Below are 26,962 nucleotides of genomic sequence, written 5' to 3'. Positions count from 1 at the left end.
TCACACCGTTGCTCTGCCCGGTGGGTCGGTGTCCCTGTCCTCGGCGGCGGCCAGCTGCCCACACGCGCCGTCGATCTCGCGCCCCCGGGTGTCCCGCACTGTGGTCGACACCCCGGCGTCGCGCAACCGCCGGACGAACTCCCGCTCGACCGGCTTCGGGCTGGCGTCCCAGCGACTGCCCGGCGTCGGGTTGAGCGGGATGAGGTTCACGTGGGCCAGCTTGCCGGTCAGCAGCCGGCCGAGCAGATCGGCTCTCCACGGCTGGTCGTTCACGTCCTTGATCATCGCGTACTCGATGGACACGCGACGCCCCGTCGTGGCCGCGTATTCCCAAGCCGCGTCCAGCACCTCGGACACCTTCCAGCGCTGGTTGACCGGGACTAGTTCGTCGCGCAGCTCATCATCGGGGGCGTGCAGCGACAACGCAAGAGTCACCGAGAGGTCTTCGCTGGCCAGTCGGCGGATGGCCGGGACCAGCCCGACCGTGGAAACGGTGATGTGCCGCTGGGACAGGCCGAGCCCCTCCGGGGCCGGCGCGACCAGCCGCCGGATCGCCGCCACCACCCGGGAGTAGTTGGCCAGCGGCTCGCCCATGCCCATGAAGACGACGTGCGACAGGCGCGGCGGCGAGCCGGCCACCGCCCCCGAGGCAGCCACCCCGGCGAGGTAGACCGCCTGGTCGACGATCTCGGCGGTGGAGAGGTTGCGGGTCAGCCCGGCCTGGCCGGTGGCGCAGAACGGGCAAGCCATGCCGCAGCCAGCCTGGCTGGAGATGCAGACGGTGACCCGGTCCGGGTAGCCCATCAGCACGCTCTCCACCAGCGAACCGTCGTGCAGCCGCCAGAGTGCCTTGCGGGTCGCGCCGTCGTCGCAGGCCAACTCGCGTACCGGGGTGAGCAGGGTGGGCAGCAGCGTGGTGGCCAGCCGCTCCCGGGTGGCCGCCGGCAGGTCAGTCATCTGCGCGGGGTCGCGGACCAGGCGGCCGAAGTAGTGGTTCGACACCTGCTTGGCGCGGAACGCCGGCTCCCCCAGCTCGGCGACGAGCGCCTGCCGGCCCGGCAGGTCCAGGTCGGCGAGGTGGCGGGGCGGCATCGCCGGGCGGCGGCCGCGAGCGTCGGGGTCTACGGAGATCAGGGGGAGACTCGTCATGGCGCGTCCAGTCTGACACGCCCGGAGCGGGGCGCACCCGTCCGTAGGGGCCGAATCGGCCCTGACCGGCCGGTGGATGCGCGCCCACCCACGTGACTCATCCCTCAGCCCACCACCGGTACGAAGATCACCAGCAGGAGGTAGGCCGTCGGCACCGCGAACAAGATCGAGTCGAGCCGGTCCATCAGGCCGCCGTGCCCGGGGAGCAGATTGCTCATGTCCTTGACGCCGAGATCCCGCTTGATCATCGACTCGGCGAGGTCACCGAGGACCGCCGCGCAGGAGATCGCCACCCCGAACAGCGCGCCCCACCAGGGCGCCACGTCGAAGAGCAACCAGAGCAGCACGGCACTGCCGGCCGCGGCCGCGGTCACCGAGCCGGCGAAGCCCTCCCAGGACTTCTTCGGGCTGATCGTCGGGGCCATCGGATGCTTGCCGAAGGCGACGCCAGCCGCGTACCCGCCGGTGTCGGAGAGCACCACGGCGACCAGGGTGACCAGCACCCGCAGGTGCCCGTCACCGGGGGCGGCCGCCAGCATCGCGGCGAAGCCGCCGAGGAACGGCACGTACACCGCGATCAGGGTGGCCGCGGTCAGGTCCCGCTGATAGTTGCCGGGGCCGTCACCCAACCGCCAGATCATCGTGCCGAGCACGGTGACCAGCAGGCCGAGACTCAGCGCGTCCGGGCCGGCGAACCAGGCCAGCCCGACGGTGATCACGCCCCCGGCGATCAGCGGCACCAGCGGCGGGTGCGCCCCGCTGTGACGAACCGCCCGGGCCATCTCCCAACTGCCGATCCCGACCGCCGCGGCGATCACGGCGAGGAACGCCGGCAGGTAGAAGAAGAGCGGCACCACGATCGCCGCGCCGAGAGCCAGCCCGACGCCGATCGCGGCCGGCAGGTTACGGCCCGCCCGGCCCGACTTCGACTGGGCGGTCGCGGGCCGATCGGCGCTGGCCCGCCGGCGGCCCCGCGGGCGCCGACCGGCCGGCGGCGCCGGCTCGTCCCCGACCGCCGCGAGCTGGGTGTTCGGTTCATCGCGTACCGCCGCGAACTGGGCGGTCGAGTCGTCGCCCACCGGGGCGATCTGGGCGGTGGGGTACTCGTCGTGCGGCACGCCGGGTCGCCCAGCCGGAGACCCGTCGTAGCCCCGGTCGCGCGGGTCGGGGCCGGGCTCGCCCCGGTCGCCGTGATGCCGCGGGACGGGGCCCAGGTCCCGGGGGTCCTCCGGGTACGGCTCCCGGTGGCCCCGGCCGCGGTCGCGCCAGTCCTGCGCGTCGTGCCAGCCCTGGTCGTCCCGGTAGCCGCGCTCGTCGCGGTCCCGGACCGGGTGTTCCTCGTACGGCCGGCGGCCGGGCGGCCCGTCGTACCCGTCGACCGGCGGGGCGTACGGATCGGCGACGGGATGGGGACGGCCGTGCGCCTCGGCGTACGCCTCAGGGGCGCCGGGCCGTCGCCACGGCCCCGGCTCGAGGTCGGCCTCCGGCCAGGGCAGCGAGCCCGGCCGGTCCCAGCCACGCGGCTCGGCGGCGCCGTAGGGGTCGAGGTGGGACATCACGTACCGAGCGAAAGCGGTACGGGAGCCACCACATGACGCAAGATCAAAATCATCCCCTACACGCGCGACTGTTTCGGTTGACCGACCCGTTCGCCGGTCGATCCCCGCTGTTCACCCGGTGGTGGCGGGAATCGTGCCGAGCCTACTGCACCCAGGGGGCCGGTACGGCGGACGATGGCCCACCACGGCAACGGCACCGGGCCCGCCGCCCGCGACAGCTCCAGCGCCGGCTTCAGCGATGGCTTCAGATCGTGGCGCGGCGTCAGACGCGCCGAACTGAAGTCGTCGTAGCGGCGCGGCGTCAGACGCGCCGAGCAGAAGTCGTCGCAGCGGCGCGGCGTCAGACCGGCCTTCATTCGGTCCGGAGCGCCGCCGAGCGGCGCGGGGGCCGAATCATGGCCGCCAGCCGAGCTGGAGTTGTCGTATGCGGGGCGACGGCACGCCGGTGCCGTGGCAGATGTCGGGGCGCTCAGACCTCGAGCAGCTCGTTCTCCTTGTGCTTGACCAGCTCGTCGACCGTGGCGACGAAACGCTGGGTCAGGTCGTCCAGCTCCTTCTCGGCGCGCCGGCCCTCGTCCTCGCCGACCTCGCCGTCCTTGACCAGGCGGTCCAGCTCTTCCTTGCCCTTGCGGCGGATGTTGCGGACGGCGACCTTGGCCTCCTCGCCCTTGTGCCGGGCCACCTTGATCATCTCGCGGCGCCGCTCCTCGGTCATCTGCGGGAGCAGGATGCGCAGCTGGTTGCCCTCGTTGTTCGGGTTCACGCCGAGGTCAGAGTCGCGGATCGCCTTCTCCATGGCGCCCAGCTGCGAGTTGTCGTACGGCTTGATGATCACCATGCGCGGCTCGGGGACCGCGATGGACGCCATCTGCGGCAGCGGCGTGGGGCTGCCGTAGTAGTCGATGACGATCCGGGAGAACATCGCGGCGTTGGCGCGACCGGTGCGGATGCCGCCAAACTCTTCCTTGGCGTGCTCGATGGCACGCTCCATCTTCTCCTCGGCCTCGAGGAGGGTGTCGTCGATCACCGGTCTCCTCGCCTCCTTCTGTTGCTCGTCGTGGGCTGTGCTGCTGTGGTGTCCGGAGGGCCGCTGCCGGCTCAAGGCCGCTCAGGCGGTGATCAGGGTGCCGATCTTCTCGCCGCTGACGGCACGCACGATGGTGTCGTCGCCCTCGGCGCCGAAGACCAGCATCGGCAGGCCGTTCTCCATGCAGAGGCTGAACGCCGCGGCGTCGGCCACCCGCAGGTTGCGGCGCAGCACCTCGGAGAAGGTGATCGAGTCGAGCTTGCTCGCCGTCGGGTCGATACGGGGGTCCGCCGTGTAGACCGCGTCCACGCCGTTCTTGCTCATCAACACCACGTCGGCGCGGATCTCCAACGCCCGCTGGGCGGCGACCGTGTCGGTGGAGAAGTACGGCATGCCGGCGCCGGCGCCGAAGATGACCACGCGGCCCTTCTCCAGGTGCCGGATCGCCCGCAGCGGAATGTACGGCTCGGCGACCTGGGCCATGGTGATCGCGGTCTGCACCCGGGTCTCGATGCCCTCCTTCTCTAGGAAGTCCTGGAGGGCCAGGCAGTTCATCACCGTGCCGAGCATGCCCATGTAGTCGGCGCGGGCCCGGTCCATGCCGCGCTTCTGCAACTCGGCGCCGCGGAAGAAGTTGCCGCCGCCGACCACCACGGAGACCTGCACGCCGCGGCGCACCACGGTGGCGATCTGCCGGGCGATACCCTGCACGACGTCCGGGTCGACGCCGATCGCGCCGCCGCCGAAGACCTCACCGGAGAGCTTCAGCACCACCCGGCGGGCCCGGCCCGGCGGTGGGGCGGTCGGATCATCCGCCGCCAGGCTCCGGTCACTCACAACCTGCGTCATCCGCCCCGCCCCTTCCGTCGCGCACCGCGCGTGCGCCGCGTCCCGCGTACCTGCCGCTGCCGACCCTATGTGACGAGGAGGCCGCGGTGCCTGTCACGTACACCAGCGGCCTCCTCGTCGATGTCTTCCCTACGCACGGGCGCGGCATGCGCCCGGTGCGGCGGCTCAGGCCTGGCCGACCTCGAACCGGACGAAGCGGGTCACCTCGATGCCGGCCTCGGCCAGCAGCTGCTTCACCGTCTTCTTGTTGTCGGCGACCGACGCCTGCTCCAGCAGGACGAAGTCCTTGAAGAAGGCGTTGACCCGGCCCTCGACGATCTTCGGCAGCGCCGCCTCGGGCTTGTTCTCCTCGCGGGCGGTCTGCTCGGCGATCCGCCGCTCGGAGTCGACGACGTCCGCCGGGACCTCGTCCCGGGTCAGGTACTTCGGCCGCATCGCGGCGATCTGCATGGCCACGCCGCGGGCGTCCGCGTCGGCGGCCTCGTCGGTCTTGCCGGCGTACTGCACCAGCACACCCACGGCCGGCGGCAGGTCCTGGCTCTTGCGGTGCAGGTAGACCGCGGTGGTGCCGTCGAGCTTGGCGAAGCGGTTGAGCACCAGCTTCTCGCCGATCTTGGCGGACTGCTCCTGGACCAGGTCGGCGACGGTCTTGCCGTCGAGGGTGCTGGCGAGCAGCTCCTCGGCGGAGGAGACGCCGCTGGCCACACCGTGCTCGACCAGCTGCTGGGCCAGCGCGATGAAGGCGTCGTTCTTGGCGACGAAGTCGGTCTCGCAGTTGAGCTCGAGCAGCGCCTGGCCGGAGTGGGCGATCAGGCCGTTGGCGGCGGTGCGACCGGCCCGCTTGCCGACGTCCTTGGCACCCTTGACGCGCAGGATCTCGACGGCCTTGTCGAAGTCGCCCTCGGCCTCGGTCAGCGCCTTCTTGCAGTCCATCATGCCGGCGCCGGTGAGGTCGCGGAGCTTCTTGACGTCCGCGGCGGTGAAGTTGGACATGACTCTCTCTTCGGGTCTTGAGACTGCGGTGGGATGGTCTGGGTCCCGGTTACCCGGATCCGGGCCGGATGTGCCCGGCGTACCCGCCGCGCCCCACCGGCCGGAAAATCGGACGGTGGGGACGCGACGGCGCGATCACTCCGCGGCGGCGGCCGCCGGCTGCTCGTCGCCCTTCTTGGGCTCCTCGAGCAGCTCGCGCTCCCACTCGGCCAGCGGCTCGTCGGCACCAACCTGGCCCGGCTCGGGCTTCTCGTCGGCGCCCCGGCGGCGGCCAGAGCGGGCGATCAGACCGTCGGCGACCGCGGCGGCGACGACCTTGGTCAGCAGCTCGGCCGAGCGGATGGCGTCGTCGTTGCCCGGGATCGGGAAGTCGACCTCGTCCGGGTCGCAGTTGGTGTCGAGCACGGCGATCACCGGGATGCCCAGCTTGCGGGCCTCGTCGACCGCGATGTGCTCCTTCTTGGTGTCGACCACCCAGACCGCGGCCGGGAGCTTCTGCATGTCCCGCAGACCACCCAGGGTGCGGGACAGCTTGTCCTTCTCGCGGGAGAGCTGCAGCGTCTCCTTCTTGGTGTAACCGGCGGCGGTGCCGCTCAGGTCACCCAGCGCCTCCAGCTCCTTCATCCGCTGGAGCCGCTTGTACACCGTCTGGAAGTTGGTCAGCATGCCGCCGAGCCAACGGTGGTTCACGTACGGCTGGCCGACCCGGGTCGCCTGCTCGGCGATGGCCTCCTGAGCCTGCTTCTTGGTGCCGACGAAGAGGATGCTGCCGCCCTCGGCCACCGTGTTGCGCACGAAGTCGTACGCCTTCTCGATGTAGTCGAGGGTCTGGCGCAGGTCGATGATGTAGATACCGTTGCGCTCGGTGAAGATGAAGCGCTTCATCTTCGGGTTCCAGCGCCGGGTCTGGTGCCCGAAGTGGACACCGCTCTCCAGCAGCTGACGCATGGTCACGACGGCCATGATGGGTACTCCTTGCGATCCCTGGTTGTCCCGCCCGGCCGGCGGCCGGGCGTCCTGGCGCCCGGTCGCCGGCCGTGACGGGCCCGATCAAGATCGGGACCAGGGAGGCCGTCGCCCCACGAGGGTGTCCGTGGAGAAGGCGCGCGAGGTCGACCGCGCGAGGCGGTCGCCAGTCGACCAGTGTACGCCCTTTCCGCGTACGCCGGTCCCGGGGTGCGGGAACGCCCGTCCTGCCCTCGACTCCAGGTCGCCGAGGTGGGGGTATGGCACGCGAGTTGATCGCGCCAGCTCGGCGACCCGGTGTGGATCTTGCCGCGCGGGAGGTCAGCGGGCGGCGAGCGCCGCCGCGACGAAGAGCACCAACCCGACTGTCAGGTACGCCGTCGGCGGCCGCAGCCAGCCACGGCTGCCGTCGGCGAGGGCCAGGCCGCCGGTGCGCAGCCCGTACAGGCCGGCGCCGAAGATCGGCAGCCCGACCACCAGGAACATGCCCACCACCACGTGCGAGGTGGAGACCGGGTCACCCACCACGCCCCGCAGCAGCACCCGCACCGCCGGAACCTCCAGGACCAGCACCAGCAGCGTCAGCAGCACCGCGAGCGCCGGCCGGCGGGTCCGGTAGACACCGTCGCCGGGCGGCGGTCCGTCCAGCCGCGGCGCCACCGAGGGCATCGGGCCGGTCGGCATCTCCAGCGGGTGCGGCACCGGCCCGCCCACCACCTCCGGAGCGGCCCCGACGGGCCGCTCCCCCACGATCAGCGGCGTGGGCGCACCGTGTCCCGGCCGGTCCCCGACGGTGAGCGGTGCCGGGCCGGCGGACACGGGCTCGACCGGACGGGCCGGCTCGACGATCGGGTAGCCGGCGAGCGGACCGGGGTGCCGCAGGTCGGCCCCGAGCGGATCCCCCGCACCGTCCCGCGACGCCCCGCCGTACGGATCGCCGGCCTCACGGACCGCCCGTCGGCCGCCCGGCAGCCCGCCGGAGATCTCCCCCGAGTCGTCCAGCCGGCGCGACCGCCGGTAGCTCTCGGTGTCGTCGCCCAGCGGGTCGGCCGCACCGAACCGCGCCGGGTCGGCGTACCGGCTCTCGCCGCCGGAGCGCTGCTCGGGGGCCGAGACATCGTCGGCCCGGTAGCGCGGCTCGCCAGCGGCGCGCCAGTCCGGATCGGCGTACCCGGGGTCGCTCCAGCGCGGCCCCTGCTGATCTTCAGGAAAGCTCCGTCGTCCGTCCACGACCGGCACGGTATGCGACCCGGCGTCCCGCACGCCACCGGCCGCCAGAATGACATTTCCGCAGGTCAGGGGTGGATACCAGCGCATAACGGGACACATTCCGGCGACGCTCCCTAACACGGCGGAGGCATGATGGTCCGCCCGTCCACAGGACGCCCCGTCGTCCACAGGCGGCCGGCTCGGGACCCGCGTCCCGGACGGCCGGGCCGCACGGTGGGCGGCATGACGAAGCGGAACCACGCCGTCGGCGCGTACGGCGAGCGGTGCGCGGTCCGGCACCTGATCGAGGTGGGGCTGCGCCCAGTCGCCCGGAACCGGCGCTGCCCCGACGACGAGATCGACGTCATCGCCTGGGAGGGCGAGGTGCTCGCGTTCTGCGAGGTGAAGACCCGCCGGAGCAAGGACTTCGGCAGCCCGGCCGAGGCGGTGGTGCCGGCGAAGGCGCGTCAGCTGCGCGGCCTGGCCGCCCGGTGGCTGGCCGAGACCGGCACCAGCGCCGACGAGATCCGCTTCGACGTCCTCGAAGTCCGGCTGCCCGCCGCCGGTCCGGCCCGGGTCGAGCACCTGAAGGGCGCCTCGGTGGCTGCTGTCCGGTCTGGCGCTGTGCGGCGTGTGCGGCGAGCCGATGCGGGCGACGCTGCAGAACAGCGCCCGGCGGGGCGTTCCGTCGTACACCTGCAAGGCGAGTCGGTGCGTCAGCCGGAACGCCACGGAGCTGGACGCGTACGTCGGCGCGATCGTGGTCGAGCGGCTGTCCCGGCCTGACGTCGCTGAGCTGCTCGCCGGCCGGCACCGGCCCGACTCAGCCGCGCTGCAGCTGGACGCCGCCGCGCTGCGCGAGCGGCTCGACGGGCTGGCCACCGCGTACGCCGACGGCGCGATCGACGTCCGGCAGCTGCGCGAGGGCTCCGAGCGGCTGCGCGCCCGGCTCGCCGAGCTTGAACAGCAGATGGCCGCCACGGGGCGAGACGACACGCTGGCCGGCCTGATCGGGGCAGCCGACCCGGGCGAGGCGTGGGAAGCGCTCGACCTGCACCGGCGCCGGGCGGCCGTTGACACGCTGATGACGGTGACGATCCACCGCACCCGGAACGGCCGGCCGCCCGGCTGGACACCGGGCAGCTCGTACTTCGATCCGTCCACGGTCGACATCGCGTGGAGGGGCTGACTGCTGCGCGAGCACACCAAGGCCCGGCTGGTCACCGGGGTCGCGCACGTGCTCGAGGAGGTGGGCGGATCGGATACGACCTGGCACCGCCGGCCCGGGCACCCGAACGCCTGCGGGACCAGCTCGACGACGAGGCGACCCAGGTGCTGGAGGCGCTGCCCCGGCGGAAGGCGGTCAGCCTGGAGAGGGTCGCGGCCCGCGTCGGGGTGGCTCCGCACGGCCATGCGGAAGCTGTCCATGTTGGAGGAGCTGGCCATGGTGGTACGCCGCGACGCCGGCTACGCCCTGGCGCCGCCCGACAAGAACGCGGGCCGTGCCGCCAGCAGCACGGGCACACCGACGTGACCGAGCTCAGTCGCCCTCGAAGCGGATCTCGACGTCCCGCCTCTCCAGGCAACGCCGCGCGAGCAGCGCCAACCGGCGGATCTGCGTGACCTCCGCGGGCGTCCGGGCCACCTCGGCCAGGCAGCGCAGCTCGGCGAGCAGTTGCGGGGTCGCCTCGGCGTCCACCACCAGTTCGCCGAGCGGGTCGACCCGGTCCAGCAGCGGCGTACGACCCCCGCCCCGCACCCGCTTGAGCAGGTCCAGCAGCACGTCGTCCGGGTCTGCGACCACCTCCGACGCGACGTACGACGGCCGGTGACGCGCGGGCCCGGCGCGCACCAGCCGGTAGAGGACGGCATCCACACCCACGCCCGGTTCCTCCTCCCGCTCGCGTCGCTCGCCTGGACCGACGCCTGTATCCGACTCGCGAGTCACCCTTCCGCGCCGCCGTGCCGGGACCTGTCCCGCCACGGGGCACCCCGGCCGCCCGCCCTGGCGGCGGCGCCTGCCGGCAGCGACGCCCACCCGAAAGGCCCGGCCGGCGCTGCCACTGTCCTCTTCGTATGGCCAGTTTCCCCTGTCCAGGCCCCGGTCAGCCACCCCGACCTGCGGCTGGCGGCGTCCCCGCCCCGTCGGTCCGCCCCGCATGGTGCCGCGCGGGCGGCGTGACACCCCGTGGTTGGTGACGGGCGTGACTGGCGGCGTGGGGTGCTCGCCGGCGGTCGCGCCCGTAGGCTGGTCCGGTGTCCGCCGACAGCAGGGGCCGCCGGAGTCGTGGAGGCATCCCGTGGCACGCCGACGCGCCGCCCTGCCGGCTGATCGAACCCGCGACGACCTCGGGGCGGGGACGGAGGCGTCGATGAGCGGCGAGCGGCACAGCACCCGGGCGGCGCACGAGGCGCTGCCACCGCAGATGCGGGAGGCCGTGGACGCCTTCGCGGACCATCTGGCCGGGGTACGCAACCGGTCCGCGCACACCGTGCGGGCGTACGTGACGGACCTGGTGTCCCTGCTCGACCACGCGGTACGGATGGGCTGCGCTGACCTGGCGGAGCTGGACCTCGCGGTGCTGCGCAGCTGGTTGGCGAAGCAGCGGACGATGGGTGCGGCGCGGACCTCGCTGGCCCGCCGGGCCGCCGTCGCCCGCACCTTCAGTGGGTGGGCCCACCGGGCCGGTCTGCTCACCGCCGACGTGGCCGCCCCGCTGACCAGTCCCCGCGCCCACCGGGAGCTGCCCACGGTCCTGCGGGCCGACCAGGCCGCCGCTCTGATGGACGCCCCGCATGTTCGGGCCGCCGACCAGGACGTCGTCCGGCTGGGCGCCCCGGAAGTCCGGGCCACCACCGGCGGACGGACCACCGCCAGGCCGACCACCGCCGCCAGGCCGGCCGACGGCGCCGGGCCGACCGGCGACACTGGGACGACCGGCGGCGCCAGGCCGACCGGAGGCTCCGGCCGAATAGCGGGCACCACCCGGGACGGAGTCGACGAGGGCACCGCGACCGCCCACGCGACCGCCCAGGGGAGTCCCGGGGGCGACGACGCCGTGCTGCTTCGCGACCGGGTGCTGCTCGAACTGCTCTATGGCACAGGGGTACGGATCAGCGAGGCGTGCGGCCTGGACGTCACGGACGTCGACCACGCCCGTCGGGTGGTACGCGTGCTGGGCAAGGGCGGCCGGGAAAGGGCCGTGCCGTACGGGGTGCCGGCGCAGCGCGCGTTGGACGCCTGGCTCAGCCAGGGCCGCCCCGCCCTGGCCGGCCCCGGTTCGGGGGCCGCGCTGCTCCTCGGGGCGCGTGGCGGGCGGCTCAACCCGACCACCGCCCGTCGGATCGTCGCCGGCTACGCCGAGGCCGCCGGCCTGCCCCGCACCACCCCGCACGGGTTGCGGCACTCCGCGGCCACCCACCTGCTGGAGGGCGGGGCGGACCTGCGGGCCGTGCAGGAGTTGCTCGGTCACTCGTCGCTGGCTAGCACCCAGATCTACACGCACGTCTCGGTGGAGCGGCTGCGCGCGGCGTACCGGCAGGCGCACCCGCGGGCCTGACGGCGGGAGAGCTCCGCCGGTCGACCACGGCAGGGCCTCGCGGCGAACCGCGAGTTGATGATCCACGGCGGGCTACGATCAACGGATGACGGTCCCGCAGCCGCCCGAGCCGATCCCCGGTGCTCGGCTGCTCTTCTCTCTCGATCCGTCGGTCAGCCATCTCAACCACGGGTCGTTCGGCGCGGTGCCGATCGGCGTGCAGCGGGCCCAGCAGCGCCTGCGCGACGAGATGGAGGCCAACCCGCTCCGCTTCTTCACCCAGGGCCTCGTCGATCGGATCGCCCACACCCGGCGGCATCTGGCCACCTTCCTGGGCGCCGACCCGGACGGTACGGCGCTGGTGGGCAACGCCACCACGGGCGTGGCCGTGGTGCTCCAGTCGCTCGGCCTCCGCCCCGGCGACGAGGTGGTGACCACCGACCACGGGTACGGGGCGGTCGCCTTCTCGGTGGCGCGGGAGTGCCGGCGGACCGGGGCGGTGTCCCGGACCCTGCCGGTGCCGCTGACCGCCTCCGACGAGGAGGTGGTGGAGATCATCCGGGCCGGGCTGCGTCCCGGGCGTACCAAGCTGCTGATCGTGGACCAGATCACCTCGCCCACCGCCCGGCTCTTCCCGACGGCGGCGATCGTCGGGGTGGCTCGGGAGCACGGGGTGCCGGTGCTGGTCGACGGGGCGCACGCTCCGGGCATGCTGCCGATCAGTGTGGCTTCGATCGGTGCGGACTTCTGGGTGGGCAACCTGCACAAGTGGGCGTACGCGCCGCGGGGCACCGCCGCGCTGGTGGTGGCCGAGGGGTGGCGGGAGCGGATCCAACCGTTGGTGGTCTCCTGGGAGCAGGACAGCGGCTTTCCCACTCGGGTGGAGTGGCAGGCGACGTTGGACTACACCGCCTGGCTGGCCGCCCCGGTGGGCCTGTTCACCCTGCGTACCCTGGGCCTGGACCGGGTACGCGCGCACAATGCCGCGCTGGCCGCGTACGGGCAACGGGTGGTCGGGGACGCGCTCGGGGTGGCGCCGGCCGACCTGCTGGAGCCCGGCGGACCGGCGGTCGCCATGCGGCTCGTCCCGCTGCCGCCGGGCGCCGCCCCGACGATCGATGCGGCCCGGGAGCTGCGTGCCCGGATCGCGGAACGGCTCGCCGCCGAGGTCTCGGTGGCTTCGTGGCACGGTCAGGGCTGGCTGCGCCTGTGCGGCCAGGTCTACAACACCCCCGAGGAGTACGACCGGTTGGCCGCGCGTCTCCCCGCCCTCCTGGCCTAGGGTCTGCCGTCGAGCGGCAGCAGCCGGACCGGGCCGAGCCCGAGCAGGGCCAGCGGGTCGAGGTACTCCTCGCCCCGGCGCAGCCCCCAGTGCAGGCACGCCGCGGCCGGGCAGTCGGGGTGGCGGGCGCGCAGGCTGCTGATCGGCGTGCCGGCACCGACCGGGGTGCCGGCCGGGAGGCGGGGGTCCACGGGTTCGTAGGTGGTGCGTAGCCCGTCGGCGTGCCCGACGGTGACCACGGGGCGCCCGGCCACCGGGCCCGCGAAGAGCACGATCCCGGCGCCGGCGGCGCGGACCTCGACGCCGGGGGCGGCGGCCAGGTCGACGCCGGGGGCGGCGGCCAGGTCGACGCCGCGGTGGCCGGGCAGCCACGGCTGCGGCGGCGGGTCGAACCGGCGTACCGGTCGGGGGGTGCCGGCGAGCGGCCAGCCGAATCGCGCGACGCCGGATGGGCCGGGTGACGCCGGGTCGGCCGGCGGTCGAGGGTCCCCGGCGGGGACGGTGGGCGGCAGCGGTCGGGGCGCCGCCCGGTCGGATGGTGGGGCGAACGTGGCCCCGGCGGAGGCCGCGGCCGGTCGCGGCCCGGCGGGGACTGGGACGACCAGCAGCAGGAGTCCGAGGGCCGTGGTGGCCCGGCGTAGCAGGCTCGACACGTCGACCAGCCTGCCGTCACAAGTGGTGTCGCCGCGACCGGCGGGCGCGGTGACTGTGGACGACGGGTGAGCTGTGGATGGCTCCCGTGCGCGGGACGGATCTGGTAAGCGGCGGCCCCTATGCTGGCCGCGTGACGAAGGACTGGTACGCCTGGCATGCCGACTACGACCAGCCCGACTCGGCGCTGTCCCGACGTCTCGCCGAGCTGCGGGGCCGGATCCGGGACGCGCTGGACGTTGCGCCGGCCGGTCCGCTGCGGGTGATCAGTCTCTGCGCCGGCCAGGGGCGGGATCTGATCCCGGTGCTCGCCGCCCATCCCCGGCGGGACGACGTCATCGCCCGGCTGGTCGAGTTGGATCAGCGCAACGTCGCGGTGGCCCGGGCAGCCGTCGCCGAGGCCGGCCTCACCGGGGTGGAGGTGGTGGCGGGAGACGCGGCGCTGACCGACCGGTACGCGGACCTCGTCCCGGCCGACCTCGTGCTGGTGTGCGGGGTGTTCGGCAACATCGTCGACGCCGATATCCGGGCCACGGTGCGGCACTGCGCCGCGCTCTGCGCCACCGGCGGCACGGTCTTCTGGACCCGGCACCGTCGGGAGCCGGATCTGGTGCGCACCATCTGCGACTGGTTCGCCGAGGCGGGGTTCACCCCGGTCGCGGTGAGCCGCCCCGCCGACGGGGTGTGGGTGGGCGTGCACCGGTTCACCGGTACGCCCCGTTCGCTGGCGGCCGGCGTGCGGATGTTCGAGTTCGTCGGCCACGACCGGCGTGAGCCGTCCCTGGCCGACCCGAGGGAGCCGAGATGACCACTGTGGACGACGTCAGCCGCCCTTCCCGGGTGGCCGGGCCGGGCGAGGCGATCAGCGCCGAGGAACTCCAACTGGCCGCGCGCAACCACGGGATCCCGCTGGAGGCGCTCCGCTACGACGTGACCCCGGCCGGCTTGCACTACCTGCTCATCCACTACGACATCCCGGACGTGGACCCGGTGGCGCACACGTTGACCGTCGACGGCGCGGTGCGGCAGCCGCTCGCCCTGGACCTGGCCGCGCTGCGGGAGCGGCCCCGGGTCACCCACCGGGTCACCCTGGAGTGCGCCGGCAACGGGCGGGCGTTGCTGCACCCGCGACCGGTCAGCCAGCCGTGGCTGGTGGAGGCGGTGGGCAACGCGGAGTGGACCGGTACGCCGCTGGCGCCGCTGCTGCGCGAGGCCGGGCTCGCCGCCGACGCGGTGGACGTGGTGTTCACCGGGGCGGACCACGGCGTGGAGCGCGGCGTTGAGCAGGACTACCAGCGGGCGCTGCCGGTCGCGGACGCGCTGCGCGAGGAGGTGCTGCTCGCGTACGAGATGAACGGTGCTCCCCTACTGCCCCAGCACGGCGCGCCGCTGCGGCTGATCGTGCCCGGCTGGTACGGCATGGCGCACGTGAAGTGGCTGCGGAACGTGCGGGTGGTGACGGAGCCGTTCGACGGCTACCAGAACGCCGTGGCGTACCGGCTGCGGCAGGACGCCGACGACCCGGGCGTGCCGGTGACCCGGATCGAGCCCCGGGCTCTGGTCCGCCCGCCGGGCTTCCCGGACTTCATGTCGCGCACCCGGGTGCTGCGGGCCGGTCCGTGCATGGTGGACGGTCGGGCCTGGTCGGGCCACGCCCCGGTCACGGCGGTGGAGGTGACCTTCGACGGCGGTACGACGTGGGTGCCGGCGACCCTGGACGGGCCGACCGGGGGTGAGTGGGCGTGGCGACGCTGGCACGTCGAGTGGCACCCGACGCCGGGGCGCTACGCGCTGGGCGCGCGGGCGACCGACGCCTCCGGGCGCACCCAGCCGGTGGAGCAGCCGTGGAACCGGGGTGGTTTCGCCAACAACCTGGTGCAGCGGGTCGAGGTGGTGGTGCTGGCGGAGTGATCCGCCGTGGTGGCGGGCGGTGCGTCGGCCCGCCCGCCGGGGTCAGCCGCCGAATCCGGAGTCTGCGGGAAGCGAAATGTCGGGCTTTTCGAGCTCTTCCACATTGACGTCCTTGAACGTCATCACCCGGACATTCTTGACGAATCGCGCAGGACGGTACATGTCCCACACCCAGGCGTCGTGCATCTCCACCTCGAAGTAGACCTCGCCGTCCGAGTTGCGGACGTGCAGGTCGACCTGGTTGGCCAGGTAGAAGCGGCGCTCGGTCTCCACCACGTAGGAGAACTGGCGGACAATGTCGCGGTACTCCCGGTAGAGCTGCAGCTCCATCTCGGTCTCGTACTTCTCGAGATCTTCCGCGCTCATCGCACTCCGCCTTCCATGACCACATCTTCCCCCACCGGCGCCGGAGGTCGCGCCCGCTCCCCCAACGCCACGCCGACGGTACCCCCTGGCGCGCCGGAGCGCTCCATCGGCTCGTCCGGGCTCCCGCCGGGCGCCTCCGCCGGATCACCGAAGAGCGCCGCGATCGGGCCGCCGACGAGCGCCTCGCCGGGGCTACCGGCAGCCGGCCGCCGGGAGCGGGGCGGCTGCCCGTCCCGGCCGGAGACGGCCGCCACGTTCACGTACGAGAAGCGGTGCTCCCGGCACGGCCCGAGCTCCCGCAGCGCGGCGGTGTGCTCGGGAGTGATGTAGCCCTTGTGCTCGGCGAAGCCGTAGCCCGGGTACCGCTCGTCCAGCTCGACCATGATCCGGTCCCGGGTGACCTTGGCCAGCACGCTCGCCGCCGCCACGCAGGCGGCCACCCGGTCCCCCTTCCAGACCGCCAGCCCCGGCACGTCCAGCCCGTCGACGCCGAACCCGTCGGTCAGCACGTACTCGGGGCGGGTGGTGAGCGAGGCCAGCGCCCGGCGCATCGCTGCCAGGTTGCACACGTGCAGCCCGCGCGCGTCGACCTCGTCGGCCGGGATGACCACCACCGCGTACGCCAGGGCCCGCGCCACCACCTCGTCGTAGATCCGCTCCCGGCTGGCGGGGGTGAGCAGCTTGGAGTCGGCCAGCCCGTCGATCTCGCCACGCCGCCCCTCGGGCAGCACCGCGGCGGCGGCCACCAGAGGGCCGGCGCAGGCGCCGCGGCCGGCCTCGTCGGCGCCGGCCACGTGCCGGAAGCCTCGCCGTTGCAGGGCCCGTTCGAGGGCGTAGAGGCCGCCCTCGCGGCGCACCACCGTGCGCGGGGGCGTCAGCACGACCCACCTCCGGCGGCGGGCCGGTGCTCGGCCAGCGCGGCGGCGAGCCGGTCCGGCAGGTCCGGCGGATAACAGCGCTCGGTCGTGGCGGACAGCTCCGCCAGCGACCACCAGCGGTGGCCGGAGACGCTGGCCCGCTCGACCTCGTTGAAGCCCGCCGTGTCGACCTCCCAGGCGGGCACCCGGACCAGGAAGAACTCCTGCTGCTGGCGGTACCAGACGCCGTCGAACGGGAACTCGACCGTCTCCGACCAGACCGGTGCGCCCAACTCGGCCGGGGTAAGTCGCAGCCCGGTCTCCTCGGCCAGTTCCCGGGCCGCGCCCGCGGCCGGGCTCTCCCCCGGGTCCAGCCCCCCGCCGGGGGTGAACCAGTAGGCGTGCCCCGGTCGGCCCGGGTCGGTGCCGGCGAACAGCAGCACCCGGTCGGACGCGTCGACGAGCAGCACCCGGGCGGCGCGACGAGGGGTGTAGACGGTCACCGCCCAAGCCTGCCAGACGCGTCCGACGAACGCCCACGCCCTCCGGGGTCAGGGATTGGGAATCCCGTCGAACTGCTTCGGCACGGTGAGCCAGGTCGCCCGGCTGACCGGCCAGAAGATCGTGAAGGCGCGGCCGACCACCCGGTCCTCGGGGATGGTGGCCTCATTGATGTCCTCGCCCGACTGCTGCCAGTGCTCCAGCGAGTCGCCGGAGGCCTCCCGGTGGTCACCCATCACCCAGAGCCGGCCGTCCGGCACGGTGATGTCGAAGTCCTGGTCGGCGGGTTTGTTGCCGGGGAAGATGTACGGCTCGTCGAGCGGCTTGCCGTTGATCACCAGCCGCTCGTTGCCGCCACTGCGGTCGCAGCAGACCACGTGGTCACCGCCGACGCCGATCACCCGCTTGATGAAGTCCTCGCCCTGCGGGTTGCCGCTCCAGTCGGTGGGCGCCTTGAAGACGATCACCTCGCCCCGGTGGGGTGAGCGGAAATCGTAGACCAGCTTGTTGACCAGCACCCGATCGTCGATCTTGAGGGTGTTCTCCATGGACGGGGACGGGATGAAGAAGGTCTGCAGCACGAAGGCACGTACCAGCACTGCGACCAGGATCGCCACGCCCAGGAGGATGGGCAGCTCCTTCCAAAAGGAGCTGCGCGGCTTTTCGGTCTGCTCGTCAATCACGGGAGGAGCCTACGTCCCCGGGCGCGACGCAGTCGCCCTGAACTCGCGAGAACGGAGAGCGCGGCCGTGACCGGGAGGATCAGGACGACACCCCCCACCGGGTCGGGATCGACCGGCACCGGTCCGGCCGGCGCGGCGTTGGGTCGCGGCAGGTCGGCGAAGGTCTGCGGGACCGGCAGGGTGGTCCACCGCTGCGACGGCCACACGATCATGAAGGCGCGCCCCACCACGTTGTCGATCGGCACCGGGCCCTGGCACCGGGCGTCCTGGGAGACCAGCCGGTGGTCGCCCATCACGAAGATCTGCCCCGGGGGTACGACCATCTCGGTGAACTGCCGGGAGCGGCACTCCTTCGGGTTCGGCGGCAGCTCGGCCGGCGAGTCCTCCGACACGTACGCCCGCTCGTCCAGCGGCACTCCGTTGACCACGACCCGACCGTTGTCGCAGCACCAGATCCGGTCGCCGGGGACGCCGATGACCCGCTTGATGAAGTCCTTCTCGCCGGGCCGGCTGATCCCTACCAGGTCGCCAAGCGTGCGGCCGACCTTGCCGACGAAGTTGGTCGGCGGCGCCGGGGTCTCCTGGGCCACCCACCGGTCGGTGCCCCGGAAGACCACGACCTCGCCCCGGGCCGGGTCACGGACGTCGTAGACGACCTTGTTGACCAGCACCCGGTCGCCGATGAGCAGGGTGTTCTCCATCGAGCCGGAGGGGATGAAGAACGCCTGGAGCAGGAAGGTGCGGATCAGCACCGCCAGGCAGAAGGCGACCACCAGGAGCAGGGGCAACTCCTGCCAGAGGGGCAGCTGCCGACGGGAGCGCCGGGACCGCCGGCGCCACGGATCGACGGTGCCGTCCTCGTCAAGCATCTGCGCCATGCCACTCCCCGGTCCGCGGAAACGACGCTACCGCCCGGGGGTCTCGCCGGGAGACCCCACGGGCGGTAGTGGACCGCTGTGCCACCGCGTCGAGCACGCGTGGTGCGCCGCCCCCCTGCGCCCGTGCGACCAGGGTAATGCACTCCGGTCGATACGACATACGGGCAGGTCAGGCGGCGTGGCGAACGGAAATTCAGCTCGCCGGCTGCTTCTCGCGCAGCTCCTTGATCTTGGCCTTCTTGCCACGCAGCTCGCGCAGGTAGTAGAGCTTGGCGCGCCGCACGTCACCGCGGGTCACGACCTCGATCCGGTCGATCGCCGGGCTGTTGATCGGGTAGGTCCGCTCGACACCCACGCCGAAGCTGACCTTGCGGACCGAGAAGGTCTCGCGCAGGCCGTCACCCTGGCGACGGATGACGACGCCCTGGAAGATCTGGACCCGGGACCGGTTGCCCTCGACAACCCGCGCGTGCACCTTGACGGTGTCACCGGCACGGAAGTCGGGGATGTCAACGCGCTTCGACTGGGCGTCAAGGGCGTCCAGGATGTTCATCGCTGCGTCCTCGTGAGGCTCACGGCGCACCGTCAGTCGATGCGCGAATGGGTGATTCTGACCCCCGGGTGGTGGCCGGCGGCGCCGACCCCGGTCGAGGGTCCTCGCAGCCGTCCACGGCGTGGACGGATGCGGCAACCCCTCTACTTTGCCACATCCCCCGGCGGCAGCTGAAATCCGCCCCGGTCCAACGCTGCCCGGTCCCGCTTGTCCAGGCTCTCCGGCGGCAGTGCGGCGATCATGTCGGGGCGGCGGGCCGCCGTACGCAGCAGGGACTCGTCGCGCCGCCAGCGGGCGATCCGCCCGTGGTCGCCGGAGCGGAGCACCTCGGGCACCTCGTGCCCGCGCCAGGTCGCCGGCTTGGTGTACATCGGCGCCTCCAGCAGCCCGTGGGCGTGCGACTCCTCGTCCAGCGAGCCGGCGTTGCCGAGCACCCCGGGCAGCAGTCGGGTGACCGCCTCCAGGATGACCAGCACCGCCACCTCGCCGCCGAAGAGCACGTAGTCGCCGAGGGAGACCTCGGTCACCCGCATCCGGGTCGCCGCGTGGTCGAGCACCCGCTGGTCGATGCCCTCGTACCGGCCGCAGCCGAAGAGCAGGTGCGGCTCGGCGGCCAACTCGTGCGCCATCGCCTGGGTGAACCGGACGCCGGCCGGGGAGGGCACCAGCAGCCGGGGCCGCGGGTCGCCGTCCACGGGGACGAGGGCGTCAAGCGCCTCACCCCACGGCTCCGGCCGCATCACCATGCCGGGCCCGCCGCCGTACGGCGTGTCGTCGACCGTGCGGTGCACGTCGTGGGTCCAGTTCCGCAGATCGTGCACGGCCAGCCGCAGGGTGCCGCTCGCCCGGGCCTTGCCGATCAGCGACAGGTCGAGCGGGGCGAAGTACTCCGGGAAGATCGACACGATGTCGACGCGCATGAAGGGGTGGCTCCAGTCAGAGGTCGAGCAGCCCGCCGGGCGGGTCGACCACCACGCGCCCGCCCGCGAGGTCGACCTCGGGCACGATCGCCTTGACGAACGGGATCAGCGCCGTCCGTCCCTCGGGACGCCGCAGCACCAGCAGGTCGGAGGCGGGAGCGTGGTCGATCCGGGCCACCTCGCCCAGCCGCTCGCCCTGCGGGTTGACCACCGCGAGGCCGACCAGCTGGTGGTCGTGGAACTCCTCCGGGTCCTCCGGCGGGGCGACGGCGGCGCTGTCCACACCGATCAGAGTGCCGCGCAGCGCCTCGGCGACGTTGCGGTCCAGCACGCCCTCGAAGGCGACCAGCAGCCGCCCCTGGTGCCAGCGCGCCGACTCGACGGTCAACTCCGCCGGCACCCGGTAGGCCCCGGGGGCCTCGGGCGCGACCGCCCCGGGCTCGGTGCGCAGCACCATGCCCGGGGCGAACCGTGCTTCGGGCTCATCGGTCCGCACCTCCACGGTGACCTCACCGCGGATCCCGTGCGGCTTGCCGATCCGGCCGACGATGAGAAGCATCAGTACGAGTCGACGATGTCGACGCGCACCCCGCGCCCACCGATGGAGCCGATCACCTGGCGCAGCGCCTTGGCGGTCCGGCCGGACCGCCCGATCACCGTGCCGAGGTCCTCCGGGTGCACGCGGACCTCGAGCCGCTTACCCCGACGGGAATCGACCATCCGCACCCGGACGTCGTCCGGGTGGTCGACGATCCCCTTGACCAGGTGCTCCAGGGCGGGACGCAGCGCCATGTCAGGCCTGCTCGCCGGACTCGGCACCGGTCTGCTCCTCGGCCTGCGGCGCCTCGGCCGGAGCCTGCGCCTTGGCGGCCTTCTTGGCCGGCGCCGGGGTCTCGGCCAGGCCGGCGGCGGCCTTCGCCTCGGCCTCGTACGCCGCCTTGCGGTCGGCCCGCTCCGGGGCGACCTTCAGCGGCGCCGGGGCCGGCAGGCCCTTGAACTTCTGCCAGTCACCGGTCAGCTCCAGCAGGCGCTGCACCGCCTCGCTCGGCTGCGCGCCGACGGACAGCCAGTACTGGACCCGCTCCGACTTGACCTCGATCACCGAAGGGTCCTCCTTCGGCTGGTACACACCGACGAACTCGATCGCGCGACCGTCACGCTTGGTGCGCGAGTCGGCGACGACGATGCGGTACTGCGGGTTGCGGATCTTACCCATCCGCAGGAGCCGGATCTTTACGGCCACAGTTGTTTCGCTCCTGTTGCGATCTCACCGGCCCGGTACGGGCGGTGTGCGGGTGAGCGCCGACCGGCACAGTGGGGTTGGGCCGGAGACTGCTCGGTGGACTGGCGACGTGCCCGGGTTAGAGGGCGCCGGACGCGCGCCGGATACCAGCGACCCATTCTGCCAGATCCGGCCCGGATCTCTCACCCCGGACCCGCACGGGAACCCGGAAGTCAACGGCCGGGTGACGTAGGACACCCTCAGCGCACCGGCGGCCGGTCCCAGCCGGGCGGCAGCCCGTCCGGTACATCCCATTCCGCGGGCGGGGTGAAGTCGCACCAGGTGCCGTCGAACGGGAACTCGCCCGCCTCGGCGAGGGCGATCACACGCTCCCCCTCAGCCCGGACCGCCTTCTCGTCGGGCACCCAGTAGTGCTCGGGGAAGGCGAGCCGCTCGACGAACTCCTCCTCGTCCTTCCACTCCCAGCTGAGATCCGGGTGCACCACCACGTCGAGGTCCTGGTCCGTCATGTCGACCCCGGCCACCGCGCCGTCGTCCCACCGGACGCCGGGCTCCTCCAGGTTGACGTACCAGTTGCTGAACCTGCCCCCGGCGTCGCGGAACCACCAGACGGAGTGGGCCGCGCCGGTGGGCAGGAACTTCAGCACCGGTGGCCCGTTCCACCGCCCCTGCGCCAGCCGGTAGGACGAGGTGATCCACTCTGCGAACGGCACCGCCCGCATACCCAGCCCCGCCTCGGTGACCTCGTGCGCGACCGGTGTGTCCCGGGCGACCCAGAGCAACAGCCCCCGCTCGTCGTCGAGGACCACCCGCGCCGGCCGGACCCAACCGATCCGGCCGTGCCGCACGTTCCGGTGCATGATCAACCGGCCCGGCTCGAAGCGCATGCCACCACCCCAGGCTGTCCGCAGGGGCCCCTCCGCTACCGCAGGCGTTGCGCAGGGGCCCTTCCTTACCCCTCAGTAGGCGCGGGCGAGGATGGCGACCAGGTCCGGCTCGTCCTCGGAGTCCGGCACCGAGCCGTCGGCCCGCAGCAGGCACCGGACGGTGACGCCCTGCGCGTTCGCCTCGGCCTCGCCCTGGACGCCGACCGCCGACCACGGCACCCGGGCCCAGCCGGTGGCCGCCGCCTCGAGCGCCTCGGCCAGCGTGGCGACGTCCTGCGTGCGGGACTCGCGGTTGGCCAGCGCCTGGTCGTGCAGCACCTGCTGGTCCGCCTCCAGCGCGGCGAGGACCGCGCCGACCACGTCGGCGACCGGCGTCGCGGCCTTCGAGCCGTCCGTACGCCGGACCACCACCGCGTTGCCGGCGGCCAGGTCACGGGGGCCGACCTCGACGCGGACCGGGTAGCCACGCAGCTCGGCGTCGACGGCCCGGCGACCGAAGGCCGTGTCGGTGCGGTCGTCCAGCGCGACCCGGACACCGGCGTCGCGCAGCGCGTCGCGGAGCTTGGCCGCCGCCTCGCCGACGCCCTCGCCGTCCTTGACGATCATCACGTACGCCTGGACCGGCGCCAGCTTCGGCGGCACCCGCAGGCCGTTGTCGTCGCCGTGGCACATGATCAGACCGCCGAGCATCCGGGTCGAGGTGCCCCAGGAGGTGGTCCAGGCGTGCTCCCGGCCACCCTCGGCCGAGGAGAAGCTGATGTCGAACGCCTTGGCGAAGTTCTGGCCCAGCTCGTGGCTGGTGCCCATCTGCAGCGCCTTGCCGTCGCCCATCATGCCTTCGCAGGTGTAGGTGGCGGTCGCGCCGGCGAAGCGCTCGCGGGCGGTCTTCAGGCCGACCACCACCGGGATGCCGAGCACGTTGACCATCAGGTCCTCGTACGCCTCGTGCAGGATCCGGCGGGCGTAGGCGCGGGCGTCCTCGCGGGTCGCGTGCGCGGTGTGCCCCTCCTGCCACAGGAACTCGCTGGTGCGCAGGAAGATCCGGGGGCGCAGCTCCCAGCGGACCACGTTCGCCCACTGGTTGAGCAGCAGCGGCAGGTCCCGGTACGAGTCGATCCACTTGGCCATGAACTCGCCGATCACCGTCTCGCTGGTGGGGCGGACCACCACCGGCTCGGCGAGCTGCTTGCCCCCACCGTGGGTGACCACGGCCAGCTCCGGCGAGAAGCCCTCGACGTGCTCGGCCTCACGCTTGAGGTAGCTCTCTGGGATGAAGAGCGGGAAGTACGCGTTCTCCGCGCCGGCCGCCTTGATCCGGGCGTCCATCTCCGCCTGCATCCGCTCCCAGATGGCGTAGCCCGCCGGTCGGATGACCATGGTGCCCCGCACCGGGCCGTTGTCGGCCAGCTTCGCCTTGGCGATCAGGTCCTGGTACCAGCGGGGGAAGTCCTCCGCACGGGGAGTGAGCACGCGTGCCATGAGGGCACATCCTATGCTCCGCCCACGCCGTCGGTGCGCCCGGGAGCCGGCACGGGCCGTGTCGCGCCGGGCCACCCCGGGGACGTCGACCGGAGGCGGGTCAGCGGAGGACGCGACCGCGCAGGACGATGCGGGACGGGGTGCGGACCACGCGCAGGTCGCGTCGCGGGTCCTCGGGATAGACGACCAGGTCGGCGAGGCCCCCCTCGACCAGGCCGGGGAAGCCGAGCCACTCCCGGGCGCGCCAGGAGGCGGCGGCGAGGACGTCCTCGGTGGACATGCCGGCCCGCTCGTGCAGCAGCAGCATCTCCTCGGCGGCCAGCCCGTGGTCGATGCCGCCGCCCGCGTCGGTGCCGACGTAGATCGGCACGCCCGCCTCGTGCGCGGCCCGGACCACCTCGGGAAAGCGGTCGCGCAGGGCGAGCATGTGGTCGGCGTACCCGGGGAACTTGGCACGGGCCTGGTCGGCGATGTGACCGAAGGTCTGAATGTTGATCATTGTGGGGACCAGCGCGGTGCCCTGGCGGGCCATCAGGTCGATCAGGTCCAGGCTGAGTCCGGTGCCGTGCTCCACCGAGTCCACCCCGGCCCGCACCATGATCTCCACGGCCGACTCGGAGAAGGTGTGCACCGCGGCGCGTACCCCGGCAGCGTGCGCGGCGGCGACGGCCGCCGTCATGGTGTCGGCGTCCCAGGCCGGGGCGAGGTCGCCCACCCCGCGGTCGATCCAGTCGCCGACCAGCTTGACCCAGCCGTTGCCGGCGGCGGCCTGCGCCGCCACCGTCGCGGCCACCTCGGCCGCGCCGACCTCCACCCCGATGTCCCGCAGGTAGCGCTTCGGCGGTGCGACGTGCCGGCCGGCGCGGGCCAGTCGCGGCAGCTCCGGGTCGTCGTCGAGCTCCGGGTACGGGTAGGGCGAGCCGGCGTCCCTGATCGCCAGCACCCCGGCGTCCCGGTCGGTGCGGGCCAGCTCCCGGGCCTGGTCGAGGGAGGTGATCGGGGCGCCGCCCCGGGCGATGCCGATGTGGCAGTGGGCGTCGGTCAGGCCGGGCAGCACGAAGCCGCCGTCGGCGACGGTCTCCGCGCCGGGCACCGGCTCGAAGGTGACCCGGTCGCCGACCAGCCAGATGTCCCGGACCTCGTCGTCGGGCAGGAGCACACCGCGCACATGCAGAGCCATGTGCACAGTCCTACCCGATCACTCCTCGTCGGTGGCGAGCAGGTCGTTCCGCCGGGCGGTGAGGGCGGGCAGATCGACCGAGACCTTCCACGGCCGCTCGGTGACGAACAGGTACTCGGTGTGGGTGAGCTGGTCGTACTCGCGGCCCGCGCCGAGTGCGTACTCGGTCAGCGTGATGCGCTCCTGGAGCGGGTCGACCACCCAGTACGAGCGGACCCCGGCGTGTGCGTAGACCTTGGCCTTGTCATACATGTCGCGGAAGGTGGAGGTCGGCGAGACGACCTCCACGGCGAGCAGCGCGTCCTCGACCGGCACGGGCGACCGGTCGGCGTGCTTGCGGCGGATGACGACCACGTCGGGACGCGGCTCGTTGCGTCGGTCGACCCGCATCGACAGGTCGATGCTGACCAGGTACTCCGGCGGGCAGTTGACTCGAAGCGCGAGCAGCAGCTCGACACAAAGCTCTTAGTGCACGGCAGTCGGCGCCGGCACGATCAACCTTCCGTTGATCAGTTCGTACGGAAGGTCCTTCGGCAGGTCGCCGAGGTCGTCGACCGTCCACTCGTGCCGCTCGGGCAGGATCGGCGCCGCGGTCATGACATCTCCTTCCAGGGGGCGACATGACCCTAGGTGCTGATCATGTCGCCCGCCGTCACCGACACGCTAGCGAGGGCGCTTGTCGCCCCCCTTGCCGAGCTTGTTGAAGTCGATCTTCGGGAGCTTGAAGCCCGGCGGCAGGCCCTGGGCGCCCGCCAGGTCGCCCGGGTCCAGGCCCGGCGGGAGCTGCGGCATGCCGCCCGGGAAGCCGCCGCCCGGCAGCCCCGCCCCGGTACGCGGCCGGCCGCCGCCCTTGCCGCCCTTGCGCTTGTTCTTTGGCGACTTGGTCGCCTTGCGCCGACCGGCGCCGGGCAAGCCCATCATGCCGCCCATCTGCTTCATCATCTTCTGCGCGTCGGCGAAGCGGTTGAGCAGCTGGTTGACGTCCATCACGGCCACGCCCGAGCCATTGGCGATGCGAGCCCGCCGGGAACCGTTGATGATCTTCGGGTTGGCCCGCTCGGCCGGGGTCATCGACCGGATGATCGCGGTGACCCGGTCGAAGTGCTTGTCGTCCAGCTCAGCGAGCTGGTCCTTCATCTGCCCCATGCCGGGCATCATGGCCAGCACGTTGGCGATCGGACCCATCCGCCGGACCGCGATGAGCTGATCGAGGAAGTCCTCCAGGGTGAAGGTCTCCCCGCCCATCAGCTTGGCGGTCATCTTCTCCTTCTGATCGGCGTCGAAGGCCGCCTCGGCCTGCTCGATCAGCGTGAGGACGTCGCCCATGCCGAGGATCCGGCTGGCCATCCGGTCGGGGTGGAAGACGTCGAAGTCCTCCAGCTTCTCGCCGGTGGAGGCGAACAGAATCGGCTGCCCGGTGACCTCACGGACGGAGAGCGCGGCGCCACCGCGGGCGTCGCCGTCGAGCTTGGAGAGGACCACGCCGCTGATGCCGACGCCGTCGCGGAACGCCTCGGCGGTGCGGACCGCGTCCTGGCCGACCATCGCGTCGATGACGAAGATGACCTCGTCCGGCTGGACGGCGTCACGGATGTCCGCGGCCTGCTGCATCATCTCGGCGTCGATACCGAGCCGACCGGCGGTGTCGACGATGACGATGTCCCGCGCCGCCCGCCGGGCGTGCTCGATCGACGCGCGCGCCACCTGCACCGGGTCGCCGACGCCGTTGCCCGGCTCCGGGGCGTACACCTCGACGCCAGCCCGGCCACCGAGCACCTGAAGCTGCCCGACGGCGTTGGGACGCTGGAGGTCGGCGGCGACCAGCAGCGGCTGGTGCCCCTGGGCCTTGAGCCAGCGGGCCAGCTTGCCGGCGAGGGTGGTCTTACCGGAACCCTGGAGACCGGCCAGCATGATCACGGTCGGCGGCTGCTTGGCGAACTGGAGCCGGCGCCCCTCGCCACCGAGGACGGCGATCAGCTCCTCGTTGACGATCTTGATGATCTGCTGGGCCGGGTTGAGCGCCTGGGAGACCTCCGCGCCCCGGGCCCGCTCCTTGACGTTCGCGATGAAGCCCTTGACCACCGGCAGGGCGACGTCGGCCTCCAGCAGCGCCATGCGGATCTCGCGCGCGGTGGCGTCGATGTCGGCGTCGGTGAGCCGACCCTTGCCGCGGAGCTTCGTGAAGATCCCGGACAGGCGGTCACTCAAGGTGTCAAACACACGAACATCCCGTTTGTCGTCGGCGGGCACAATCAGCCGGCACGCAGACGGCCGGCTACC

30 protein-coding genes and 3 pseudogenes are annotated in these 26,962 nt (G+C 72.8%); 7 read left to right on the top strand and 26 right to left on the bottom strand.

Annotation, left to right across the window (positions count from 1 at the left end):
- From rlmN to FXF52_RS07840, 8 genes are all read right to left on the bottom strand, one after another.
- The gene (gene rlmN, locus FXF52_RS07875) at nt 1–1,149 is read right to left on the bottom strand and encodes a 23S rRNA (adenine(2503)-C(2))-methyltransferase RlmN (RefSeq protein WP_148794910.1); all 1,149 of its coding nucleotides are present in this window, start codon (nt 1,147–1,149) and stop codon (nt 1–3) included.
- 104 nt (nt 1,150–1,253) lie between these two features.
- A complete protein-coding gene (locus FXF52_RS07870; protein WP_148795151.1) occupies nt 1,254–2,705 on the bottom strand; it encodes a phosphatidate cytidylyltransferase in 1,452 nt (483 codons plus the stop codon).
- 59 nt (nt 2,706–2,764) lie between these two features.
- Nucleotides 2,765–3,064, bottom strand: a complete 300-nt coding sequence (locus FXF52_RS07865; protein WP_148794908.1) for a hypothetical protein — start codon at nt 3,062–3,064, stop codon at nt 2,765–2,767.
- 113 nt (nt 3,065–3,177) lie between these two features.
- Nucleotides 3,178–3,735, bottom strand: a complete 558-nt coding sequence (gene frr, locus FXF52_RS07860; RefSeq protein ID WP_148794906.1) for a ribosome recycling factor — start codon at nt 3,733–3,735, stop codon at nt 3,178–3,180.
- A gap of 81 nt (nt 3,736–3,816) precedes the next feature.
- Complete coding sequence (pyrH, locus tag FXF52_RS07855; protein WP_073832711.1) at nt 3,817–4,584, bottom strand: UMP kinase; 768 nt, start codon at nt 4,582–4,584, stop codon at nt 3,817–3,819.
- A gap of 165 nt (nt 4,585–4,749) precedes the next feature.
- A complete protein-coding gene (tsf, locus tag FXF52_RS07850) occupies nt 4,750–5,577 on the bottom strand; it encodes a translation elongation factor Ts (RefSeq protein ID WP_148794904.1) in 828 nt (275 codons plus the stop codon).
- A gap of 135 nt (nt 5,578–5,712) precedes the next feature.
- Entirely contained in the window at nt 5,713–6,540 is an 828-nt protein-coding gene (gene rpsB, locus FXF52_RS07845; RefSeq protein ID WP_148794902.1) for a 30S ribosomal protein S2, read from the bottom strand.
- Nucleotides 6,541–6,864: 324 nt separating this feature from the next.
- Nucleotides 6,865–7,782, bottom strand: coding sequence for a hypothetical protein (locus tag FXF52_RS07840; protein ID WP_148794900.1), 918 nt, complete (start codon nt 7,780–7,782; stop codon nt 6,865–6,867).
- A gap of 213 nt (nt 7,783–7,995) precedes the next feature.
- Here FXF52_RS07840 and FXF52_RS07835 point away from each other — a divergent pair.
- The 3 genes and pseudogenes from FXF52_RS07835 to FXF52_RS07825 all read left to right on the top strand — a co-directional run.
- Nucleotides 7,996–8,349, top strand: a pseudogene (locus tag FXF52_RS07835) (YraN family protein); the annotation flags it as partial.
- A 163-nt stretch (nt 8,350–8,512) separates the two neighbouring features.
- Nucleotides 8,513–8,941 carry a hypothetical protein gene (locus tag FXF52_RS07830; protein WP_255471803.1) on the top strand — a complete coding sequence of 143 codons (429 nt, stop codon included), beginning with the start codon at nt 8,513–8,515 and terminating at the stop codon, nt 8,939–8,941.
- Nucleotides 8,942–9,286, top strand: a pseudogene (locus tag FXF52_RS07825) (DNA processing protein DprA); the annotation flags it as partial.
- Nucleotides 9,287–9,292: 6 nt separating this feature from the next.
- Here the strand turns inward: FXF52_RS07825 and FXF52_RS07820 are convergent.
- On the bottom strand, nt 9,293–9,634 hold the full coding sequence (locus tag FXF52_RS07820) for a hypothetical protein (RefSeq protein WP_148794896.1): 342 nt from the start codon (nt 9,632–9,634) through the stop codon (nt 9,293–9,295).
- A gap of 490 nt (nt 9,635–10,124) precedes the next feature.
- Here FXF52_RS07820 and FXF52_RS07815 point away from each other — a divergent pair, with 490 nt between their 5' ends.
- Both FXF52_RS07815 and FXF52_RS07810 read left to right on the top strand, forming a co-directional pair.
- On the top strand, nt 10,125–11,312 hold the full coding sequence (locus tag FXF52_RS07815; protein ID WP_148795149.1) for a tyrosine recombinase XerC: 1,188 nt from the start codon (nt 10,125–10,127) through the stop codon (nt 11,310–11,312).
- Between the two features lie 85 nt (nt 11,313–11,397).
- Nucleotides 11,398–12,573 carry an aminotransferase class V-fold PLP-dependent enzyme gene (locus FXF52_RS07810; protein ID WP_148794894.1) on the top strand — a complete coding sequence of 392 codons (1,176 nt, stop codon included), beginning with the start codon at nt 11,398–11,400 and terminating at the stop codon, nt 12,571–12,573.
- On the opposite strand, the gene FXF52_RS07805 is transcribed toward FXF52_RS07810, so the two are convergent.
- The gene (locus tag FXF52_RS07805) at nt 12,570–13,184 is read right to left on the bottom strand and encodes a murein hydrolase activator EnvC (protein ID WP_370517896.1); all 615 of its coding nucleotides are present in this window, start codon (nt 13,182–13,184) and stop codon (nt 12,570–12,572) included. The two genes, FXF52_RS07810 and FXF52_RS07805, sit on opposite strands and share 4 nt — an antisense overlap.
- A gap of 173 nt (nt 13,185–13,357) precedes the next feature.
- Here FXF52_RS07805 and FXF52_RS07800 point away from each other — a divergent pair, with 173 nt between their 5' ends.
- Nucleotides 13,358–14,032 carry a class I SAM-dependent methyltransferase family protein gene (locus tag FXF52_RS07800; RefSeq protein ID WP_148794892.1) on the top strand — a complete coding sequence of 225 codons (675 nt, stop codon included), beginning with the start codon at nt 13,358–13,360 and terminating at the stop codon, nt 14,030–14,032.
- Nucleotides 14,029–15,135 (top strand): sulfite oxidase, encoded by a 1,107-nt coding sequence (locus FXF52_RS07795; RefSeq protein WP_148794890.1) that lies wholly within the window; start codon nt 14,029–14,031, stop codon nt 15,133–15,135. Before FXF52_RS07800 ends, FXF52_RS07795 begins: the two co-directional genes overlap by 4 nt.
- Nucleotides 15,136–15,177: 42 nt before the next feature.
- Here the strand turns inward: FXF52_RS07795 and FXF52_RS07790 are convergent, their stop codons facing one another.
- The 16 genes and pseudogenes from FXF52_RS07790 to ffh form a co-directional block, all read right to left on the bottom strand.
- Nucleotides 15,178–15,501 (bottom strand): DUF2469 domain-containing protein, encoded by a 324-nt coding sequence (locus FXF52_RS07790; RefSeq protein ID WP_007075222.1) that lies wholly within the window; start codon nt 15,499–15,501, stop codon nt 15,178–15,180.
- Nucleotides 15,498–16,382 (bottom strand): ribonuclease HII, encoded by an 885-nt coding sequence (locus tag FXF52_RS07785; protein WP_148794888.1) that lies wholly within the window; start codon nt 16,380–16,382, stop codon nt 15,498–15,500. The genes FXF52_RS07790 and FXF52_RS07785 overlap by 4 nt, the downstream gene beginning before the upstream one ends.
- Nucleotides 16,376–16,861: an NUDIX hydrolase gene (locus FXF52_RS07780; protein WP_148794886.1), complete on the bottom strand. Its 486-nt coding sequence runs from the start codon at nt 16,859–16,861 to the stop codon at nt 16,376–16,378. Before FXF52_RS07780 ends, FXF52_RS07785 begins: the two co-directional genes overlap by 7 nt.
- Nucleotides 16,862–16,909: 48 nt before the next feature.
- Nucleotides 16,910–17,542: a signal peptidase I gene (lepB, locus tag FXF52_RS07775; RefSeq protein ID WP_148794883.1), complete on the bottom strand. Its 633-nt coding sequence runs from the start codon at nt 17,540–17,542 to the stop codon at nt 16,910–16,912.
- 9 nt (nt 17,543–17,551) lie between these two features.
- Nucleotides 17,552–18,420 (bottom strand): annotated as a pseudogene (lepB, locus tag FXF52_RS07770) (signal peptidase I).
- A gap of 193 nt (nt 18,421–18,613) precedes the next feature.
- Entirely contained in the window at nt 18,614–18,973 is a 360-nt protein-coding gene (gene rplS / locus FXF52_RS07765; protein WP_073832528.1) for a 50S ribosomal protein L19, read from the bottom strand.
- Nucleotides 18,974–19,116: 143 nt separating this feature from the next.
- Nucleotides 19,117–19,893 (bottom strand): tRNA (guanosine(37)-N1)-methyltransferase TrmD, encoded by a 777-nt coding sequence (trmD, locus tag FXF52_RS07760; RefSeq protein ID WP_148794879.1) that lies wholly within the window; start codon nt 19,891–19,893, stop codon nt 19,117–19,119.
- A gap of 16 nt (nt 19,894–19,909) precedes the next feature.
- Nucleotides 19,910–20,452, bottom strand: coding sequence for a ribosome maturation factor RimM (gene rimM / locus FXF52_RS07755; protein WP_148794877.1), 543 nt, complete (start codon nt 20,450–20,452; stop codon nt 19,910–19,912).
- Nucleotides 20,452–20,712: an RNA-binding protein gene (locus tag FXF52_RS07750; protein WP_030500803.1), complete on the bottom strand. Its 261-nt coding sequence runs from the start codon at nt 20,710–20,712 to the stop codon at nt 20,452–20,454. The genes rimM and FXF52_RS07750 overlap by 1 nt, the downstream gene beginning before the upstream one ends.
- Nucleotides 20,687–21,136, bottom strand: a complete 450-nt coding sequence (gene rpsP / locus FXF52_RS07745) for a 30S ribosomal protein S16 (protein WP_148794875.1) — start codon at nt 21,134–21,136, stop codon at nt 20,687–20,689. Before rpsP ends, FXF52_RS07750 begins: the two co-directional genes overlap by 26 nt.
- 239 nt (nt 21,137–21,375) lie before the next feature.
- Nucleotides 21,376–22,023: a DUF402 domain-containing protein gene (locus FXF52_RS07740; protein ID WP_148794873.1), complete on the bottom strand. Its 648-nt coding sequence runs from the start codon at nt 22,021–22,023 to the stop codon at nt 21,376–21,378.
- A gap of 72 nt (nt 22,024–22,095) precedes the next feature.
- A complete protein-coding gene (proS, locus tag FXF52_RS07735) occupies nt 22,096–23,502 on the bottom strand; it encodes a proline--tRNA ligase (RefSeq protein WP_148794871.1) in 1,407 nt (468 codons plus the stop codon).
- 100 nt (nt 23,503–23,602) lie between these two features.
- Nucleotides 23,603–24,682: an amidohydrolase family protein gene (locus tag FXF52_RS07730; protein ID WP_148794869.1), complete on the bottom strand. Its 1,080-nt coding sequence runs from the start codon at nt 24,680–24,682 to the stop codon at nt 23,603–23,605.
- Between the two features lie 18 nt (nt 24,683–24,700).
- Complete coding sequence (locus FXF52_RS07725) at nt 24,701–25,129, bottom strand: Uma2 family endonuclease (protein WP_255471809.1); 429 nt, start codon at nt 25,127–25,129, stop codon at nt 24,701–24,703.
- Nucleotides 25,130–25,147: 18 nt separating this feature from the next.
- Nucleotides 25,148–25,279, bottom strand: a complete 132-nt coding sequence (locus FXF52_RS42920) for a hypothetical protein (RefSeq protein ID WP_255471801.1) — start codon at nt 25,277–25,279, stop codon at nt 25,148–25,150.
- A 66-nt stretch (nt 25,280–25,345) separates the two neighbouring features.
- Nucleotides 25,346–26,902 (bottom strand): signal recognition particle protein, encoded by a 1,557-nt coding sequence (gene ffh, locus FXF52_RS07720; RefSeq protein ID WP_148794867.1) that lies wholly within the window; start codon nt 26,900–26,902, stop codon nt 25,346–25,348.
- Nucleotides 26,903–26,962 lie beyond the last annotated feature (60 nt).

Origin of the sequence: Micromonospora sp. MP36 (assembly GCF_008119785.1) — a bacterium.
In the GTDB taxonomy this organism is placed as follows: Bacteria; Actinomycetota; Actinomycetes; order Mycobacteriales; family Micromonosporaceae; genus Micromonospora.
Note: the sequence above shows the minus strand (reverse complement) of the source record. Positions and strands in the feature narration are given on the sequence as shown.

Excerpts from the sequence above, each read along its gene's own strand:
- FXF52_RS07810 (WP_148794894.1), top strand. The coding sequence starts at position 11,398 with ATGACGGTCCCGCAGCCGCCCGAGCCGATCCCCGGTGCTCGGCTGCTC.
- pyrH (WP_073832711.1), bottom strand. The coding sequence starts at position 4,584 with ATGACGCAGGTTGTGAGTGACCGGAGCCTGGCGGCGGATGATCCGACC.
- FXF52_RS07870 (WP_148795151.1), bottom strand. The coding sequence starts at position 2,705 with ATGTCCCACCTCGACCCCTACGGCGCCGCCGAGCCGCGTGGCTGGGAC.
- tsf (WP_148794904.1), bottom strand. The coding sequence starts at position 5,577 with ATGTCCAACTTCACCGCCGCGGACGTCAAGAAGCTCCGCGACCTCACC.
- FXF52_RS07790 (WP_007075222.1), bottom strand. The coding sequence starts at position 15,501 with ATGAGCGCGGAAGATCTCGAGAAGTACGAGACCGAGATGGAGCTGCAG.
- rplS (WP_073832528.1), bottom strand. The coding sequence starts at position 18,973 with ATGAACATCCTGGACGCCCTTGACGCCCAGTCGAAGCGCGTTGACATC.
- rlmN (WP_148794910.1), bottom strand. The coding sequence starts at position 1,149 with ATGACGAGTCTCCCCCTGATCTCCGTAGACCCCGACGCTCGCGGCCGC.
- FXF52_RS07740 (WP_148794873.1), bottom strand. The coding sequence starts at position 22,023 with ATGCGCTTCGAGCCGGGCCGGTTGATCATGCACCGGAACGTGCGGCAC.
- trmD (WP_148794879.1), bottom strand. The coding sequence starts at position 19,893 with ATGCGCGTCGACATCGTGTCGATCTTCCCGGAGTACTTCGCCCCGCTC.
- FXF52_RS07795 (WP_148794890.1), top strand. The coding sequence starts at position 14,029 with ATGACCACTGTGGACGACGTCAGCCGCCCTTCCCGGGTGGCCGGGCCG.
- FXF52_RS07815 (WP_148795149.1), top strand. The coding sequence starts at position 10,125 with ATGAGCGGCGAGCGGCACAGCACCCGGGCGGCGCACGAGGCGCTGCCA.
- FXF52_RS42920 (WP_255471801.1), bottom strand. The coding sequence starts at position 25,279 with ATGACCGCGGCGCCGATCCTGCCCGAGCGGCACGAGTGGACGGTCGAC.
- rpsB (WP_148794902.1), bottom strand. The coding sequence starts at position 6,540 with ATGGCCGTCGTGACCATGCGTCAGCTGCTGGAGAGCGGTGTCCACTTC.
- rimM (WP_148794877.1), bottom strand. The coding sequence starts at position 20,452 with ATGCTTCTCATCGTCGGCCGGATCGGCAAGCCGCACGGGATCCGCGGT.
- FXF52_RS07865 (WP_148794908.1), bottom strand. The coding sequence starts at position 3,064 with ATGAAGGCCGGTCTGACGCCGCGCCGCTGCGACGACTTCTGCTCGGCG.
- FXF52_RS07730 (WP_148794869.1), bottom strand. The coding sequence starts at position 24,682 with ATGGCTCTGCATGTGCGCGGTGTGCTCCTGCCCGACGACGAGGTCCGG.
- proS (WP_148794871.1), bottom strand. The coding sequence starts at position 23,502 with ATGGCACGCGTGCTCACTCCCCGTGCGGAGGACTTCCCCCGCTGGTAC.